This is a genomic window from Vibrio sp. 11-4(1) (assembly GCF_013048625.1).
Classification (GTDB): Bacteria; Pseudomonadota; Gammaproteobacteria; order Enterobacterales; family Vibrionaceae; genus Vibrio; species Vibrio diabolicus.
This window is the reverse complement of the sequence record NZ_VHSY01000002.1, coordinates 467,063-483,973: the sequence shown is the minus strand read 5'-3', so window position 1 is coordinate 483,973 and position 16,911 is coordinate 467,063. Positions and strand designations below refer to the sequence as shown.

The following is a 16,911-nucleotide window of genomic DNA, read 5'->3' as shown; positions in this document are numbered from 1 at the left end:
GAGATGTATGACAGAGTGTATATTATTGAAAGTCGACTTGAAATAACTCACTAATTTTCAATGTATTATGTGGATTGAGCGACTTCCTCACTCACCGCCACATTTGAGCCCTAGCAGAAATGCTGGGGCTTTTTCGTATTACGCGACAAGTTCAATCCCAGAGCTGTATATCGTATTGGTTCTCAATTACTCATTGAGTCGGCAAGCCCTTCAAAAAGCCTCCTTTTTTATTCATCTTTTGTTACACATTTTCCGTACAGGTAGTGCGTTTTTATTCGCATGTTGTGATGAGCGTTCCTTATTAAATTTTCCATAAAATCAATTAATTGTTGAAATTAGAACGCTTGTCAAAAAGTCATCAGATATCATGTTTAATAGAGTCTTTTACCTAATGGGATACTCTATTTGTTTGATATAATTTCTGGCAGTTTGTATACCATAATTAAAGAGAGTCTATTCATGTTCCAGAACTTAACGATCAAGCAGAAGATAGTGATTCCGCTGTCACTGATTATTGGATTGTTTATTGTGAGCTCTGTATTAAACGTTATGACAAGTTGGAAACAATCTGAGTTGAGTGAAACACTTAACGAACAGATAGTGCCGAACTTATTAACGATTGAGGATGCTTACCGCGATCTTTACCAAGCTACATCTGCAATCCAAGGTGTTGCTCTTTCTGATACTCAAACCGATATTGACCACCACATCGGTGAATACAAAGACAACGCATACAAAGCGCTGCCACGTATGGAGAAAATGATTGAGCTATCGCAAGCTGGCGTGATGTCTTCTTCACACGGTAATGAAGTGAGAAAGCTTGTCTCCCTAGGTGAAAAATGGTTGGCGAGTTATGAAGCGATGTTGCGTTTACCTCAATCACAATGGCTTGGTTACTACAACGAACACAAACACACCTTTGAAAATCAGTTTATCGAGGTAAGAGCGCAACTTAATGTTGTGAAAGATGCGATAGAAGAAAAGCAAAGCCAATTGAAGGACGAAATATCAGCGGCTGCAACAAGAGCAGAACTCATTCTTGAGGCTGGCATTGTGATTGTTATTTTTGCCGCTATCGCGATGGCTTTTTTGTTGTTACAAACGGTTGTGAAGCCTATCAATGATATTAAAAATGCGATGACAGAAATTGCGTCCGGTGAAGGTGATCTAAGTCAGCGAATCGATGTAAAAACACAAGACGAAATTGGCAATTTAGCAGACGCATTTAACCAGTTTGTGTCCAAAATTCAAATGACAGTCGCTCAGGTAATTGAAAGCTCAAATACCTTACGTAACGAAATGGCAAATCTTAGCTCGTTGACCACGACCATCGCGAATTCGACCGTTTCTCAGCAAAAAGATAGCGAGGCGGTAGCGGCGGCAGTGCATGAAATGCAAGTCACCAGCAGAAATGTAAGCGATAGCGCTAACGAAGCTGCGGTTGCGAGCCAAACAGCGAATGATGAACTTACCAATACCAATGTTATTTTGGATCAAACGGTTAGCTCAATTCGTAGCCTCGCAAGTGAAATCGAAAGCGCAAGCCACGTCATTAACACATTGGATCATGATGTGAGTAACATTGCGTCCGTACTGGATGTAATTCGTGGTATTGCCGAGCAAACAAACTTATTAGCGCTTAACGCAGCCATTGAAGCGGCTCGCGCTGGAGAGCAAGGGCGAGGCTTTGCTGTGGTAGCGGACGAGGTTCGTTCTTTAGCCAGTCGTACGCAACAGAGTACGGGAGAAATCCAAACCATGATTGAAAAGCTACAATCTGGTGCAGGACAAGCTGTAGAAGTGATGCGCGGTAGCCAAAATAGCAGTGATGAAACGATCAAGTCCGCTGGCCGAGCGAGTGAATCCCTTTCTGAAATCTTGAACGCGATTTCACGTATGAACGAGATGAATACACACATTGCAACGGCTGCGAGCCAGCAAAGTACAGTAAGTGACGAAGTAAATAGCAACGTACAAGGCATTGCAGACAGTAGCACTTCAATTGTGGAAATCGTAAACCAAGCGCAAGCTTCTTTAGCCATGTTGTCAGAGCAAACTCAACGTTTAGATCATCAGGTCAGTCAGTTCAAAGTATAAGCTTGAGAACAGCAATCTCACTGACGAAATAACCCGCTTCTTAGCGGGTTATTTTTTAGATAAGTGGCGAACCTGACTTGTGAAATTTCGACTATATTTACATTCCTTTCTCACTTTAGTTCGTATACCAGAGTGGGCAAATAACCCTAGACAGCGGTAACAAACTCTGTACAGCGTGATGATGCTTTTATCATCACTTTTGCTGCTTTTTAACCATTGCAATTGCACACAGGAAAATGTGATTTCCAACCCAAAATCTTCAAATTTGAGAACTTCATAACACCTTTACCATAAACGTTTTTCGTAAGCGTATAGAACTGTAAATTTTGTTGTATGTACAACACTGGGTATTTATCATCCTAATTAATTTGTTCTGGATATACATCCATTAGTCATTATTAAGTCATTCTAGAAGCTTTTAATAAGGAATCTTGAAGGCTTGTCGGTAGATAAGAGAGAAAAATTCATGAGACGTAAAACCACGCTATCTCTGCTGATTGCGTCGAGCCTTTTTGTGGTTGGATGTCAACCTAGCGAAGAAGGATCGAGCCAAGGTGGGGGGCCTGCGCCCGCAACCGAAGTAGAAGTGTTAACAGTGCAGCCAACGCGCCAAGCATTGACAGTAGAGTTGCCGGGTCGTAGCAGAGCATTCAAAGAAGCAGAAGTTCGTCCGCAAGTCACTGGCATTATTTCGGAGCGAAATTTTGTTGAAGGCGGCCTTGTTGAACAAGGACAGTCCCTATATCAAATTGATGATTCATCATTTCAGGCGGATTTGCTGAGCGCTGAAGCGGAATTAATCCGTGCGCAAGCTGCGGCAGAGTCGACCTATGCCACGGTGAAGCGTTACAGAACCTTGATCACCAAAAAATCCATCAGCCAACAAGACTTGGATGAAGCAGAAGCGGCATACAAAGAAGCGAAAGCGCAGGTCCTAGTCGCAAAAGCCAAGATCAACACAGCAAAAATCAACTTAGATTATACGCAAGTCAAAGCTCCGATTAGCGGGGTGATCGGTAAATCGAGTGTGACAGCGGGTGCGTTGGTTACGGCTAACCAAGCTGCCAAATTAGCGACCATTCAGCAGCTTGACCCTATCAATGTTGATATTGTGCAATCATCCGCGCAACTGCTGCGTTTGAAAGCATCACTCTCCCAAGGCCATATGCAAGAAGATGACTCTGCGCAAGTTACATTGATGCTTGAAGATGGCAGCACTTACGAACACAAAGGCACAATGAAATTTACTGAGGTCAATGTGAACGAAAGTACGGGCAGCGTGACGCTTCGTGCCGAATTCCCAAACCCTGACGGTTTGTTGCTACCTGGAATGTTTGTTCGTGCGACGGTCATTACTGGTGTCGACCCTGATGCGATTCTAATACCACAAAATACGGTATCTCGTGATGCGACAGGTAAAGCGACAGTGATGACGGTTAATGGCGAGAACAAAGTGGAAGCGAAACCAGTGAAGACAGCTGAAGCGATCAATAGCCAATGGCGCATTATTGATGGTTTGAACGCGGGTGATAAAGTCATTACCGCCGGTTTACAAAAGGTAGGGCCAGGTAGTTCGGTAACTATCCAAAACGGTGAACAGGAGTAATCATGGCACGATTTTTTATCGATCGTCCGGTATTTGCTTGGGTTCTCGCGATTCTAACGATGTTGGCGGGGGTAATGTCATTATTCAATTTACCCGTCTCGCAATACCCAACGATTTCACCGACGACGATCACCATCAGTGCTCGTTATCCAGGTGCATCAGCAAAAACCGTTGAAGACTCGGTAACGCAGGTTATCGAGCAAAATATGACGGGATTAGATTACCTTCGCTACCTATCATCGAGCAGTGATGCATTTGGTAATGCGACAATTACCCTGACGTTTGATAGCGAAGCTGATCCTGATATCGCGCAAGTACAGGTGCAGAACAAACTGCAATTGGTATTGACTTCATTGCCGATGGAGGTACAAAACCAAGGTATTGTCGTCAATAAATCTAATACGGCATTTCTCATGGTCGTCGCAGTTTATTCTGAAGATCCTGACTTTACAGAAAACGATATCGGCGACTTTGTTGTAACGAATATTCAAGACCCGATAAGTCGTGTTACTGGTGTAGGACAAGTGCAGGCGTTTGGTGCGCAGTATGCAATGCGAGTTTGGCTGGACCCTTTTAAGCTTACGCAGTTCAACTTGACCGCGATCGACGTAGCAAATGCAATCAGTGAACAGAACGCGCAAGTTTCTTCAGGTCAACTTGGTGCGGCACCTGCGCAGGAGGGTCAGTTGTTGAATGCTACGATTTCTTCTGCAAGTCGTTTGAGCAGTGTAGAAGAGTTCCAAGACATCATTCTTAAGTCTGACGCCAGTGGTTCGAATGTTTATTTGAAAGATGTAGCTCGCGTTGAACGTGGTGCAGAAAGTTATGATATTCGAGGCCAATATAATGGCTTCCCAGCATCGGGGTTAGGTATTTCATTAGGGACTGGCGCAAACGCGCTTGAGACAGCCAATGCGGTAAAAGAGCGCTTAGAACAACTGAGTGCAACGTTCCCAGAAGGGTTGCAGATTGCTTACCCATTTGAAACAACGCCATTCGTCAAAGCCTCGATTCAAGAAGTGGTTAAAACGCTGTTAGAAGCCATTCTTCTTGTGTTCTTAATCATGTACCTGTTCTTGCAGAACTTCCGTGCGACGATCATTCCAACGATCGCTGTGCCTGTCGTATTGCTCGGAACCTTCGCTATTTTGTACGCGACTGGATTTAGCGTAAACACGTTAACCATGTTTGCGATGGTTCTGGCTATCGGTTTGCTGGTGGATGATGCCATCGTTGTGGTGGAAAACGTCGAGCGTGTGATGCATGAAGATGGGTTGGAGCCCAAAGAAGCGACCAAAAAATCTATGGGACAGATTACTGGTGCCCTGATTGGTGTGGGTCTGACGCTTTCTGCGGTATTCGTCCCTATGGCGTTTATGTCTGGTTCTACAGGGGTTATTTACCGTCAGTTCTCGATAACGATTGTGGCGGCGATGACACTTTCAGTTTTGGTAGCGATAATTCTGACTCCAGCATTATGTGCAACATTACTGAAAAAAGGCGATGCTGAGCTTCTAGAAAAGAAAGGCTTCTTTGGCTGGTTTAACCGCAAGTTTGATGCGATGACAGCTGGCTATGAAACCGGCGTTGCTAAACTCCTCAAGCGCACAGGTCGTATGTTGGTTGTATTCTTGGCAATGAGTGCAGGTGCGGGCTGGCTGTTTATGAACCTTCCGACGTCATTCTTGCCGGATGAAGACCAAGGCACGGTATTCTCAATGGCCATTTTGCCGCCTAACTCAACGCAAGAGCAGACGGAAAAAACACTTGAGAAAATGCGCGACTTTTACCTTGTGGATGAGAAAGACAACGTGAAATCCGTCTTCTCCGTTGCGGGCTTTAGTTTTGCAGGCCAAGGCCAAAACATGGGGATGGCATTTATCGGTCTGAAAGATTGGTCAGAGCGTGAAGCACCGGGTGCTGATGCAGCTTCCATTACTGGTCGAGCGATGGGGTACTTCTCAACCATCAAAGAAGCACTGGTCTTTGCATTTGCACCTCCTGCGATTCAAGAATTGGGTAACTCGACAGGCTTTGATTTCTATCTTCAAGATTCGTTGAACAAAGGTCACGACGCATTAGTCGCTGCGCAAGGTCAACTGCTTGGCATGGCTGCACAAAACCCGAAACTTGTCGGTGTTCGTCCGAACGGCCAAGCAGATGCGCCAATGTACAAAGTGAACATTGACCACGTTAAACTGCGTGCGCTGGATGTTAGCATTAATGACGTCAACCAAATCCTGTCAGCGGCATGGGGCGGGGCGTACATTAACGACTATATTGATCGCGGTCGAGTGAAAAAAGTCATGATGCAAAGTGATGCGGAATACCGTATGCAGCCAAAAGACTTCGATTCGTGGTACGTGCGCAACTCAAAAGGTGAGATGGTGCCTTTCTCTGCCTTTGCGAGCGGAGAGTGGACGTATGGTTCACCTCTTTTGCAGCGTTTTGATGGTTTGCCAGCGATGAATATCCAAGGCGGCGCAGCTCCTGGCGTCAGTACTGGTGAAGCCATGGCAGAAATTGAAGCAATGGTAGAAAAGCTACCAGAAGGCTTTACGGTGAACTGGAATGGCATCTCTTATGAGGAGCGTCTGTCTGGAAACCAAGCGCCAATGTTATATGCGCTGTCTATCCTCGTCGTATTCTTAGTTCTCGCCGCTTTGTATGAAAGTTGGTCAGTACCTTTCGCCGTAGTGTTAGTTGTGCCACTTGGTGTGCTTGGCGCTGTGCTCGCGGTAATGACGCGAAGTATGGACAACGATGTATTCTTCCAGGTGAGCTTATTAACGACGGTCGGCTTGGCAACTAAAAACGCCATTCTGATTGTTGAGTTTGCGAAAGATTACTACGAGAAAGGCGCAGGCCTTATCGAAGCTACCCTGCATGCCGTTCGTGTTCGTCTGCGCCCAATTATTATGACATCGCTAGCCTTTGGTCTGGGTGTAGTACCGCTTGCTATCAGTTCAGGTGTGGGCTCAGCAGGTCAAAATGCGGTAGGTACTGGTGTACTTGGTGGCATGATCAGTGCGACGATCTTAGGTATATTCTTTGTGCCAATCTTCTTTGTGGTGGTTGAGCGATTGTTTGATCGACGTGCGAGAAAAGAATCGGAGGCAGAGTTGTCTGAGACTAATCCTAAACCAGCTCAGCAAAGCGAGTAAGACTTGGTTGCTGTAACTGAGTTATACTGGTGATAATAAACACGATAAAAGGGCGCTTCGGCGCTCTTTATTTTATGTTTTCACTTGGTGGTTACCGTCTTTGACGCAAACTTGAAGGGGGAGCGTTTTGCCTTATGCAGAATCTGCTTACTCCTCCGACCGAATGAAAGCCTAAAGAAGAACAAACGACGATGAAAGATCAGAAAATCTCCCCAATTTCCGTTTTGGATCAAAGCCCTATGTTTGTCTGCGGTGTGATGCAGCGAATGTATCGCAACCGTGCTCAAGCTGAGCTCTCTCGGCAAAATTTAATGACACTCGAGATGGCAAGTGCACTGGCCGCTTTGGAAGAGTTTCAACCCATGAGTCAGCAAGCGTTGGCTGACGCGGTTCGAACAGAGCGAAGTGTAGCAAAGCGAATGGTGGATAATTTGGAAAAGCGAGGGTTTGTTCAAGTTTCTAAAAGTAAATCGAATCAGCGTCTCAAAATGCTCAGCATGACAAAAGAGGGGGCAAACGCTTTAAAGCAAGTGCATCAAATCATGACGAACTTACAGAAAGAATTTTTTGCTTGTTTGTCTGAATCAGAAGCGAGTGAGTTTTTTCGTTTGGTAAGAAAGCTCACTTTTGCAAATCACGACCAGTAGCTTATCTTAATGCTATCTAACGCGCCTTTACTTTATCGGTGATCAATTATATTAAGTCGTAAAACTTAAGAAATAGAATGCCCAACGTACACGTGATGGTAGAAAGTACCGTAGTGAGTGCGATGATATTTGCGGCTAATGTGGCATTGCCTCCCATAGAACGTGCCATGACATAACTGGCTGCTGCCACTGGGGAAGCGTTCATAAAGAAAAGAATACCTAACTCAATTCCTCGAAAACCTACTAAGTAAGCACCAATAGTGATCATTATGGGTGCCACGATCAGCTTGTAACTGCTTGCAAACCAAGATGGACCTTTCTCTTTTCTCATCAAGCTAAAATCGAGTGAGCCGCCCGTACACAACAGCGCTAAAGGTAATGTCATTTTGGACAAGTAGTCCCCTGCATCAATAACAACATTCGGTACTGGAATAGAGAGCAAATAGAAAGCCATCCCTAGGACGATTGAGATTATCAGTGGATTCCTCGTCAGTGTTCGGCCCATCATTTTTGCGGCTTGTGGGACAGAAGTTGCGCCCTTGGGAGATAAGCAAATAACCGCTTGGACGTTATAAAGAAACGTGGTGACCGCGACATAAAGCGCTGCTAACGCCACACCTTGAGAACCATACGCATTGGCAACGTAAGCGATGCCAATAATACCTGTGTTTGCTCGAAACCCACCTTGGATAAGAACACCTTGGTCAGGCGATGCTTTGAACAGAAGCTTGACCGAAAGGTAGGTGAAAATGAAAAACGAAATGCTAGCGATGACGCCGAAATTGACAAAGCCACTCGCCGCGGAAAAATCGTGTTCTGAAGCCACAATACTGACAAATAACATCGCAGGTAGCGTAACTTGAAACACCAGTTTAGAGCCCACTTCGATAAAATTATCGTTGATCAGTCCAATGCGTTTGAACACCACGCCAAGTATTAACATCAAGCAGATAGGGCCGGTTATCGACAAAGAGAATTGCAACTGATGTAGAACAGCTTCCATGTAAGTACCCGCAGCAAAAGAAAAATATTCCTGCTGTCTATTAAGCCATAAACTCTGGGAGACAGGACAGAAAAGTGATGAAATTTTCCTCTTTTGTTGGTTCCAGAACCATTTGCATTCCAAGTTATGGACGAGGTCCCAGTTTAACAAAGCTGCACTGGTTCTATGCGCGATATGTTGGTTTACTACTTATCGTGATGCATCCACATGCGTATTAAATAAAAGGGTTGGTCATTGTGGTTATGGATAGGAGTTCATCGATGAAAAGGAAACACAACAAAACCGTACTTTGTGCATTTGTCTCAGGTTCGGTGTTTGGTGCAGCTTTAGTCATTGCGATGTCTTTACCAATGTAATCGTTTCTGTAGGCTCTTTGAATACTTACGCTAATTCAATACAAAAACAGATTGAGTTCAGCTTGATGTACTGTTAGTTTGAAAACATGAAAATACACGTTAGCCCTTCATCAACAGTCTTCTTTTGGTGGCGCTCTAAATAGAGCGGCACGGAATATTCACATTCTTAAGCTGCTGGATGGTAGCTAAGAGTGTTTGATCTTTTTATCTCCAGTAGCGATCTATTAAATACTTGGAGATAAATATGAACACCATTCAAAGTACATCACAGCGTGAAATTATCCTGACCGGCGATCGAGCGACAGGTCCGTTACACCTCGGGCACTATGTCGGATCATTGCAACAACGAGTCAAATTGCAAACGGAGCATGAGCAAACGATCTTAGTCGCAGATATGCAAGGTTTGACGGATAACGCGCATAACCCATCAAAGGTATCCTCTAATATTCTCAATGTCGTTGCAGATTATTTGGCTGTTGGTATCAACCCCGCTCAAACTACGATCACGTTGCAGTCTCAAATACCAGCGTTAGCTGAGTTAACGATGTATTACAGCAATCTTGTCTCTATTGCGCGTTTAGAGCGTAATCCCACGGTTAAAAATGAGATACAGAGTAAAGGCTTTGAACGCTCTATTCCTGCTGGCTTTTTAACGTATCCAATTTCTCAAGCTGCTGATATTACGGGGTTTCATGCGACGCTAGTACCAGTGGGTGATGACCAACTGCCGATGTTAGAGCAAACTAATGAAATCGTGAGAAAAATAAACCATCTGGGTGGAAAAGAGGTTCTTAGAGAATGCCGTCCATTACTTAGCGATGCACCTCGTTTGCCGAGTACTGACGGTAAAAATAAGATGTCTAAAAGCATGGGGAACGCAATCAACTTAGGGGCCTCCGAAAAGGAGATTTCCGCGGCAGTGAAATCTATGTATACCGATCCCAATCATCTGAAAATTGAGGACCCTGGCCAAGTCGAAGGGAATATTGTATTCATCTACCTCGATGCCTTTCACCCTGATAAAGATTACGTCGAACAGCTAAAAGACCATTATCGACGAGGTGGGTTAGGTGATGGTTTGACCAAGAAAGTGTTAGAAGAATGCTTACAAGAGATGCTTCGCCCTATTCGAGAAAAGCGCGCTATGTATTTGAATGATAAAGCGCAGCTGATTGATATTTTAAAACAAGGTAGTGAGCGTTCTCGTGAGAAAACTGAACAAGTGCTATTTGATGTGAAAGATGTATTTGGTTTGAATTTGTTCTGAATTAAAAGTAGAGAGTTGAACATAAGGCACGATGGCTTATTAGCAACGTGCCTTTTTTAGCTCCCAGTCAGTCAAAGCTGATTGTTAAGAAGAAAAAAATTCACGACGAAAATCCGCTACTTCTTGTTGGTAATAGCTTTGCCATTCCGGTTCTGACAAATTCGAATGGCTTGTGGCTCTCTCTTTTCTGAGTCTGGACTCAAGTTGTTGTAATGCTTGTTGGTAATCTCTGACTTGCTCTTTTTGCTCGGCAATTTGTTGCTGACGAGCGTGAATCTCTTCGCTTTCGTCCTTCGTTAAGTAAGTTTTTTCCAGCTCTGCGATGATAGTTTGGCGATCTGGAAAGCTCATGCTATTGGGTATCAGGGCGACTGCACGCTCATATTTTGCTTGGTCGTTTGTAAGCCCGATAGCCTCTGCATTTTCTTGCCAGTCTATGATGAGTTGCTCGAAAGCTTGCAAAAAGCTTTCTGGACTTTGCGTGTTGAGCTGTTGGGCCTCTAAATTGAAATCGTATAGGGCGAACTCATCCGCGAAAATAACATCAGCCAACTCGCCCCAAATGCCTCTTGCCTCGGCTTTTAGTTGTGCAATACGTGAGGCTAGTGGTTGTTGCTCATCAAACAACAAATTACCCACACTTTCTTGCCATTGACTGTTGAGTTGATGGTAGCTCGCCAAAAGTTGAAATCGTGCTGAAGATAAATAAGGCTCGAGCAAGGCTAACTGTTCCTCACAGTCGCGGTTCGACATGCACTCATGCCAAAATGACTCAAGCTCTGCGACAAGTTTCCTGCCTTTGAGTTGAGTTAATCGCTCAGTCGTTATTTGAACTGTGGAAGGGAGCTTAGCGGTTTGTGGTGAAGTATCTGTATCGGGCACGATGCTGCTTGTTTGTGGTGATGTACTGGGGACGTTCTTATTTTTTGTCTTTGGAGCAGAAGCGGACACGGCCGCTTCTTGCTGCCCATCTTGACTGAAAGTTAAAAACATCATGCCCGCCATAATGGCGGACATGATTATCAACGCGATTTTCTTCATGGCTTGATTGTTGCGCTAACTGGGAAATGGTCAGAAAGGTTGTAGTGTTTCCATAAACTTTCTGCGGTTGTGCGCGGCACGTCCACACGGTTGTCATTGAATGATTTCACACCGTATTCGCTACTCACCATGACATAGTCAAGGTATTCCACGTTTTTGCCGCCTGATAACGCTTCACCTGCGAAGTTATTGATACGGGGATCAAAGGTTGACTCCGTGTAACCTGAATACTGAGGTTCGATGGCGCTTAAGTTGGCGATCATTTGTTGGTAGTCACCAGGGAACTTTCTTTTGTTTACGTTAAAGTCGCCGCTGTATACCACAGTTTCGCTTGAAGGAATGTTGAGAGATTTAGCGAGTGCGCGGATTTGTTTGAACTGGCGCTGACGATACTCGCGAGCGGTGTCTGTATCGAAAGATGCGGTATGGGTAGCAAATACATGGTAAGCCTGACCACCTTTAATAATTTCCGCATAATTCACGCCTTTGTCGGCAAAGCAGTCTGTGCCAGAGCAGTCGGGGAAGACATATTGCGCTTCATTCACGATAGGATAGCGACTGACAATGATCACCCCACCATCATGAATATTAACGCCTTCTTTATCTAACATTTTAGTTTGGTACGGATATTCCTTAGCTAACTCACGTAGGAATGCTTCACGACCGCTTGCAAACACTTCTTGCAGCGCTAATACATCATAACCTTTGACGTATTGAGGAATCAGTTCGTAACGATCACCGATGTGCGATGCAATAGCCGTAAGAGCCCAGATGTTGTATGTCATCAACTTAAGGTTTTGTTCTTCGTTATCGACAGATTCATTTACTTTGCTTGGTGTGATGGTGTAATAAACATCGTCGTATCGAGCGGTACTGTCTGACTTAAATGCCAGTTCGGTTTCTCGGATGCCAAAAGCGTTAGTGTTGGCACGATGAATATTACGATCATCTTTAAGAGATAAATCGACATCGGCCGCCGATAAGCCATATTCAATGGTTGAATTATACCAATGACCTTCCATGACCTGATTGAGTGTTATGCTTTCACCTTTAGGGCTAGAAACCACAGTTTCAAAACGGTAAGTTTGGTTTGATTTCACGCCTTCCCAACGATTGAAGCTCAATACAGGTTTGGTTTCCCACGGACCAAGTACTTGCACATGTTGCTGCCACTCTTCTCCGTATTGAAGTAAATCACTGCCTTCGTGCTTTACTTGAATAGTTAAAGGCTGATCAGAGTTATTGGTTAGATAAACATCTGTATCTGCAATGCTTGGCAATGCCACCAAGCCACTTAATAAAAGACCCCACTGCGATAATTTCATCTTATTTTTCCATCATTTGAACTAGAGCAATCATTCTTGTTTATAAATATTACTTGCACGTTAAATATGGATGACATCGAAGCCAGTACTAAAAATTGTTATCAGAATGTGATCTTTATTCGATGGTGAGGAGTCGGGGTAGAGAGTTAATGGTTGCTTAAGCGGTTGTAAATAATAGCGATGGTTAACGAATCGTACTCACTGCAATCAAGTTGTCATCTTCGCTCTATAAGTTGTGCGGCGTCATTCATCCAGCCACATGGCTAGAACTTAAATTGATAGATGGAGCACCATGGCTAGAGCAGTAAATCCAATCGATGAAACCATAATTAAATTACTACAAGACCAAGGTTTGATTAGAAGCGAAGCAGAAGCTCGTTTAAAGAAAGAGGTATACCGCTTACAGCCTAATGAGATTGAAAAAGTCAAAAATTATGCCCAGCACTTTGGCATCAACGCTAAAGAAAAACTCATCGATGAGATCTTAGAGTTGCGCCGGGAAGCGCTCATAAAAAAATGTAGACACAATACGGAGCATGCGAGCCTATCTCTAAAATAGCACGTGATAAAAATATCAATTACTGGTCAAGATTTGATCTCTCAGGCCGATGTATATAAGAGCGCTCAATGATATCGAGCGCAAAAAACAGTGTGTTTTAGAGGTTAAGCTTTCACTTAAGTGAGAGGTTTGGAAAGGCTGCAGGGAGAAAGTGCATGCGTATTAAAGACTTAAGTGTCGTAAAGAAAATATCGGTTAGTTATTTAACCGTTTTTGCCGTGTTTGGTTTAGTGTCAGTGATGTTGGTACAAGGTTTGTTAACACTGAATAAAGACATCTCAGTGCTAACAGATAAAAGCTTACCTTCTGTTGCGATTTTGAAAGGTATCCAAGTTGATATTACTAAAGTGCGCAAAGATGAGTTCTCTTTATTGCCAAACGCAAATCACCCCCAAATTGGTGAGTGGTTAAAAGACCTCGACCAATGGCGTTCTGATGTGCAGGCTGGTATTGCAGAATACGAAAAGCTCGACCTTAATCAGCGTGAAACGCAGTCTTTTAACGTTTTTAAAGAAACCTGGAATCAATACATCAAAGAAACGAAGACTTACAACGCACTGCTAAGCCAAGGTGATGCTGAAAGTGCAAATGATGTGATTTTATCGAGTTTCGATACCTACTCAAAAGCGTTGAGCAGCTTGGATGATACCCTCGCGTTGAACGATGAGTTGGTGAATTTGATTGGCGAAGAAGTACAAAATGAAGCGGCATTTACACAATACAGCGCTGCTGTTGGTGCGCTTGTCGTCGCATTGGTCATGGTAATGTCTGCCATGTTGCTTTCTCGAGTCATTTGCGGGCCTGTTGATCGAGCATTGGAATTCGCTTCTAAAATCGCCAAGGGTCAATTGAATAATCAAATCGACGAAAGTGAATTGAGCAAAGACGAGTTAGGAACGTTGCTCAAAGAGCTTGTCGGTATGCAAACAAACTTACATTCGCTGGTTTCTGAGATTAATGACTCAACGATTCAGCTAACGGCAGCAGTAGAGGAAGTGAGTGCTATTTCTTCTCAGACCGCTTCTGGTATGCAAAATCAACAAATTGAACTTAGTTCGGTGGCTTCTGCGATGACAGAAATGCAAGCTGCTGTAAGTGAAGTGGCACAAAATACCGAAGTTGGCGCGACCTCTGCTTACTCGGCAACGGAAGTGGCTAAACAAGGAACAGCGACGTTACAACAAACTATCGCAGTAATTGAGCGTGTATCACATACGATCCAAGAGTCAGATGAACTGGCACGTGAGCTTGAATCTAGCTCAAACAATATCAATGTGGTCGTAGATGTGATCCGCGGGATTGCGGAGCAAACAAACTTGTTAGCACTGAACGCCGCAATAGAAGCCGCTCGGGCCGGTGAACAAGGACGTGGGTTTGCTGTTGTGGCAGATGAGGTTCGTTCTCTGGCGCAACGCACTCAAGACTCCACTTCACAAATTGTGGAAATTGTTAATCAACTACAAGAGAGCAGCAGCAAAATAGGGCATTCAAGCCGTGATTGTCAGGAGGGCATTTCTCAGTGTGTTGAGCAAGTCAATGACGCTGATAGCCAGATAAAAGAAATTGAACATTCTGTCGATAACATAGCGCAAATGAGCACACAAATCGCAACGGCTTGTAGTGAGCAGAATTCTGTATCCGAAGAGCTGAATCGAAGTGTGGAGCATATTAATAGTGCTTCAACAGAGATGGCTGAGGGAGCTTCGCAAACGGCTGTAGCTTGCCAGCAGATCAGTAGCCTAGCGCACAACTTGAAAACTCGAATGGGTTCATTCCAGCTCTAGTTATTTTGTTTCAGCTTTATTCCTAACCTCATTGCTACAAAAAATAAGCCGGACGAAATGTCCGGCTTATTTATTCTCTGTCTATATAAATAAGTTCAGAGCATGCGCAATCTTGGAGAATATGCTCGCTAGGCTGGAATACCACTATGGAACTTAAAATCTGTATCTGGCGTAGAAATTAAATCCGCCTCAACTCGGCCAAAATAGGCTATGCGTTCGCTGATGTCTTTGCCCGCGATTTGCTCTGCCAATACAAGATAATCTTGATAGTGACGTGCTTCTGAGCGCAGTAAAGAAACGTAGAATTTTGCGATATCGTCATCCATATGTGGTGCTAGTTTGGCAAAACGCTCACAAGATCGGGCTTCGATGTACGCACCAATGATGAGTTTATCGATCAGCGTTTCCGGCTCATGAGTCTTCATATGCGAAATCAGTCCTTTAGCATAGCGACTTGCTGGAATATTTTTATACTCAATTCCACGACTTTCCATGATCTCTAAAACTTGATAAAAGTGGTGTAACTCCTCTTTAATCAAAAGCACCATTTTATCGATCAAATCTTGGCTGTACGGTGAGTTGGACTTAGCCATGATCGCTTTGGAAATATTGCTCTTACCTTTTAATGTTTCTAGTGAGCCTACATTGCGATAAGCAAAATCTTCATAGGGTTTAAACCAGTCAAGCAGAGCATGTGAACTGGATTGGTCAACGGCATATTTACGAATTAAAAACATCGCAGATTGGCCAGCTTTTAGCTCACACAGTAGGTGGTCTAATAAAATGGTTTGAAGATTTTCTGGTTTCTTTGCTTCCTCTACCCATTCATCAGGTGTGCTGCATTGCAGAAATTGGTTAATGGGAGCAAGAAGATCTTGATAGGCGTCTAGATTCATCATTTTAGTTTTAGTACTTCACATTCTAATTGGGCATATCCGCTATCTTACGGATAGAAAAAAGGCTGCGATTGCAGCCTTTATTGACCTTAAGTGAATGTTACCACTTTTTCTTCTCGCCGAAGAGTGCTTCCATGTCATTGTCGCGCTCTTTATCGGCGATCTGCTGCATTTCGGCATCACTTTTATCTTGGCGTTTTTTATCTAGGTCGCCCAACATGTCTTCAAGCTTCTGTTTCGCTTGAATCGAGTAGGGGTCGCTCTTTGTACTCAATGCATCGATACCTTTGCGTAGCAGTTGAAGTGCTGTACCAGGTTGACCTCGAGCGATTGAGTCGTTTGCTCTTTTAATGACGTTTTCGATGTTGATACGAATCTGCATCGTTTCTAAACGCGCATTTTCAGCGACATAAGTCTGGGTGTCGATACGGCCTTTATTGTGTTCGTTACGGATAGTATCGCGAAGGCGCTTCACCAACTTAAGCATGACGATGGCTTGTTTATCACTGCTCGGCATTTTGAACGTGGTACTCTCGCCAGTGGGACCATTCTCTTTCAGTTGCTCAATCTGTTGCTTCATGTTTTCGATACGTTGAGCAAGCTGCTTATTCTTCGGGTCAAGCTCATGCATGCTTTCTAGCGCGTCAAGAATACGATTGTTTAGACATAGCAACAGCTCCTTGCTAAAAGGGATATGGTGCGCATGACCAATCAACTCTTCAGTGCCATCAATCAAGGCAACATAGCGTGCGGACTCCTGTCTTTTCGCAGTCTCTACCTTGACCTTATACTGCAACATAATGTTATAGCCTAGGATCAACACCAGTAGGATGGCTACCAAAGCGATTATTAAACCAATATTCATATCTTTGCGTCTGCTTTACTTTTCTACGGCTAGCGTTAAAGAATACATGAATCTTATCTTACTCGGCACCCTATTTGTTTGATTATTTTGTCTCTCCCACGTTTTAGCTACTGATAGAAGTCACATCATAGAAATTCAGTCATTTATTGGCTCAACTTTGTGCATATTGTTTCTATGTTGAGGATTATCAGTATGTGATTGAGGTATAAGTTAGAAATTACTGTTCATTTCGATTTGAACGCGTTATAACTAATTATTATATCGCTCGTCCGAGTGGCCAATAAATTCTCTCATGAACAAG

Annotated in this window: 12 protein-coding genes; 7 read left to right on the top strand and 5 right to left on the bottom strand. The window is 43.8% G+C overall.

Annotated features, from left to right (window positions below):
• The first annotated feature begins 459 nt into the window (after positions 1-459).
• From FKN16_RS05615 to FKN16_RS05600, 4 genes are all read left to right on the top strand, one after another.
• Positions 460-2,097, top strand: coding sequence for a methyl-accepting chemotaxis protein (locus FKN16_RS05615; RefSeq protein ID WP_170902216.1), 1,638 nt, complete (start codon positions 460-462; stop codon positions 2,095-2,097).
• A gap of 466 nt (positions 2,098-2,563) precedes the next feature.
• On the top strand, positions 2,564-3,703 hold the full coding sequence (locus FKN16_RS05610; RefSeq protein ID WP_042522092.1) for an efflux RND transporter periplasmic adaptor subunit: 1,140 nt from the start codon (positions 2,564-2,566) through the stop codon (positions 3,701-3,703).
• A gap of 2 nt (positions 3,704-3,705) precedes the next feature.
• Positions 3,706-6,867 carry an efflux RND transporter permease subunit gene (locus FKN16_RS05605; protein ID WP_170902214.1) on the top strand — a complete coding sequence of 1,054 codons (3,162 nt, stop codon included), beginning with the start codon at positions 3,706-3,708 and terminating at the stop codon, positions 6,865-6,867.
• A 191-nt stretch (positions 6,868-7,058) separates the two neighbouring features.
• The gene (locus tag FKN16_RS05600) at positions 7,059-7,514 is read left to right on the top strand and encodes a MarR family transcriptional regulator (RefSeq protein ID WP_012841967.1); all 456 of its coding nucleotides are present in this window, start codon (positions 7,059-7,061) and stop codon (positions 7,512-7,514) included.
• Positions 7,515-7,560: 46 nt separating this feature from the next.
• Here FKN16_RS05600 and FKN16_RS05595 read toward each other — a convergent pair whose 3' ends face one another.
• Positions 7,561-8,517: an AEC family transporter gene (locus FKN16_RS05595; RefSeq protein ID WP_170902212.1), complete on the bottom strand. Its 957-nt coding sequence runs from the start codon at positions 8,515-8,517 to the stop codon at positions 7,561-7,563.
• Positions 8,518-9,117: 600 nt separating this feature from the next.
• On the opposite strand from FKN16_RS05595, the gene trpS reads away from it, so the two are divergent.
• A complete protein-coding gene (trpS, locus tag FKN16_RS05590) occupies positions 9,118-10,140 on the top strand; it encodes a tryptophan--tRNA ligase (protein ID WP_170902211.1) in 1,023 nt (340 codons plus the stop codon).
• Between the two features lie 84 nt (positions 10,141-10,224).
• Here trpS and FKN16_RS05585 read toward each other — a convergent pair whose 3' ends face one another.
• Together FKN16_RS05585 and FKN16_RS05580 are read right to left on the bottom strand one after the other, a co-directional pair.
• On the bottom strand, positions 10,225-11,181 hold the full coding sequence (locus tag FKN16_RS05585) for an ATP-dependent dsDNA exonuclease (protein WP_170902209.1): 957 nt from the start codon (positions 11,179-11,181) through the stop codon (positions 10,225-10,227).
• Positions 11,178-12,506: a sphingomyelin phosphodiesterase gene (locus FKN16_RS05580; RefSeq protein ID WP_170902207.1), complete on the bottom strand. Its 1,329-nt coding sequence runs from the start codon at positions 12,504-12,506 to the stop codon at positions 11,178-11,180. The genes FKN16_RS05585 and FKN16_RS05580 overlap by 4 nt, the downstream gene beginning before the upstream one ends.
• Before the next feature lie 292 nt (positions 12,507-12,798).
• Here FKN16_RS05580 and FKN16_RS05575 point away from each other — a divergent pair, with 292 nt between their 5' ends.
• Both FKN16_RS05575 and FKN16_RS05570 read left to right on the top strand, forming a co-directional pair.
• Entirely contained in the window at positions 12,799-13,065 is a 267-nt protein-coding gene (locus tag FKN16_RS05575; RefSeq protein WP_012841963.1) for a hypothetical protein, read from the top strand.
• 155 nt (positions 13,066-13,220) lie between these two features.
• On the top strand, positions 13,221-14,849 hold the full coding sequence (locus FKN16_RS05570) for a methyl-accepting chemotaxis protein (RefSeq protein WP_170902205.1): 1,629 nt from the start codon (positions 13,221-13,223) through the stop codon (positions 14,847-14,849).
• Between the two features lie 128 nt (positions 14,850-14,977).
• Here FKN16_RS05570 and FKN16_RS05565 read toward each other — a convergent pair whose 3' ends face one another.
• Together FKN16_RS05565 and FKN16_RS05560 are read right to left on the bottom strand one after the other, a co-directional pair.
• Complete coding sequence (locus tag FKN16_RS05565; protein WP_104974277.1) at positions 14,978-15,748, bottom strand: tRNA isopentenyl-2-thiomethyl-A-37 hydroxylase MiaE; 771 nt, start codon at positions 15,746-15,748, stop codon at positions 14,978-14,980.
• Between the two features lie 97 nt (positions 15,749-15,845).
• Positions 15,846-16,610, bottom strand: coding sequence for a hypothetical protein (locus tag FKN16_RS05560; RefSeq protein WP_006742886.1), 765 nt, complete (start codon positions 16,608-16,610; stop codon positions 15,846-15,848).
• Between the last annotated feature and the right edge of the window lie 301 nt (positions 16,611-16,911).